Annotated in this window: 1 protein-coding gene; it reads left to right on the plus strand. The window is 72.2% G+C overall.

Features of this window, described 5'->3' with window-relative positions; genetic code table 11:
* Positions 1-268: 268 nt before the first annotated feature.
* Positions 269-1522 carry an IS110 family RNA-guided transposase gene (locus tag PH191_RS29935; RefSeq protein WP_274198281.1) on the plus strand — a complete coding sequence of 418 codons (1254 nt, stop codon included), beginning with the start codon at positions 269-271 and terminating at the stop codon, positions 1520-1522.
* Positions 1523-1547 lie beyond the last annotated feature (25 nt).

The following is a 1547-nucleotide window of genomic DNA, read 5'->3' on the forward strand; positions in this document are numbered from 1 at the left end:
GACGCCTAATGGGGCTCGCTGGGCCGGGTCTGCCAGGCTCGGCTGCGGTAGCGGCCGGCGGGTCAGCACTCGCGACGCCAGGGCGATGGTCAGCTCTACGCTCAGATCGTGCGCCCGCCGGTCGTGAGCAGACGTGGACCGCTGATGGGATGACGTGCCCCGCCGCTGGCTTCGGCGCGCGGTGAGCACTTGACCATTAGGTCGCGGCTGGTCTGCTCCGCGCTGCCGAACGAGAAGCTCGTGAGCGCGATCAGGAGGCCGGCGCGTGGTGCTGTTCGTGGGCGATGACTGGGCCGAGGACCACCACGACGTGGAGGTCTGTGACGAGACCGGGCGCCGGCTGGCCAAGGCCCGGCTGCCCGAGGGCATGACCGGCATGAGCCGCCTGCACGAGCTGCTGGCCGAGCACCTCGGCGAGGACACGATCGATGCTGATACCGGAACACTGGCCGAGGGGGAGGTGATCGTCGGGATCGAGACCGACCGCGGCCCGTGGGTGGCCGCGCTGATCGCGGCGGGCTACCAGGTGTTCGCGATCAACCCGCTCTCGGCGGCCCGCTACCGGGAGCGGCACTCGACCTCCGGGGCGAAGTCCGACCCCGGTGATGCCCACGTGCTCGCCGAGATCGTGCGCCTGGACCGGGCCCATCACCGCCCGATCGCCGGGGACAGCACGGAGGTCGAGGGCCTCAAGCTGGTCGCCCGATCCCACCAGTCGCTGATCTGGGAACGGACCCGGCATCTGCAGCGGCTGCGTCAGGCGCTGCGGGAGTACTTCCCCGCCGCCCTCGAGGCGTTGGCCGCGGCCAAGCTCGAGCTCGCCGACCCCGACGCGCTCGAACTCCTCGAGCGCGCCGGCGACCCGGACCGCGCCACGCGGCTGTCCCGCTCGAAGATCGCCGCGATCCTCAAGCGGGCCCGGCGCCGCGAGGTCGAGGCCAAGACCGAGGCGATCCAGGCGGCGCTGCGCGCGCCGGCGCTGCGCCAGCCCGCGCCGATCGAGGCGGCCTACGCCACCATCGCCGCCTCGCAGGTGCAGCTGGTCGTGGGGCTCAACGCCCAGATCCCGGCGTTGGAGGAGGTGGTGGCGCAGGGTTTTGGCCGGCACCCGGACGCTGAGATCTACCTCAGCCAGCCGGGTCTGGGGACCGTACTGGGCGCCCGCGTGCTCGCCGAGTTCGGCGACGACCCGCACCGCTACCAAGATCACAAAGCTCGGCGAAACTATGCCGGCACCTCCCCGATCACCCGCGCCTCGGGACGCAGGATCGTGGTGCTGGCCCGCTACGCCCGCAACCGCCGCCTCGGCGACGCGGTCCACCAGTGGGCGTTCTGCGCCCTGAGCGCCTCACCCGGCGCCCGGGCGTACTACGACCAACTCCGCGCCCGCGGCACCAGCCACCACGCCGCACTACGCCAACTCGGCAATCGCCTCGTGGGCATCCTGCACGGCTGCCTCAAGACCCGAACCCCCTACGACGAAACCACCGCCTGGGCCCACCGGCACGCCGCCGCCGCTTGACCCCCCAGCCCATGGGATGTCTGAG

This window comes from Actinomycetospora callitridis, assembly GCF_028737265.1.
In the GTDB taxonomy this organism is placed as follows: Bacteria; Actinomycetota; Actinomycetes; order Mycobacteriales; family Pseudonocardiaceae; genus Actinomycetospora; species Actinomycetospora callitridis.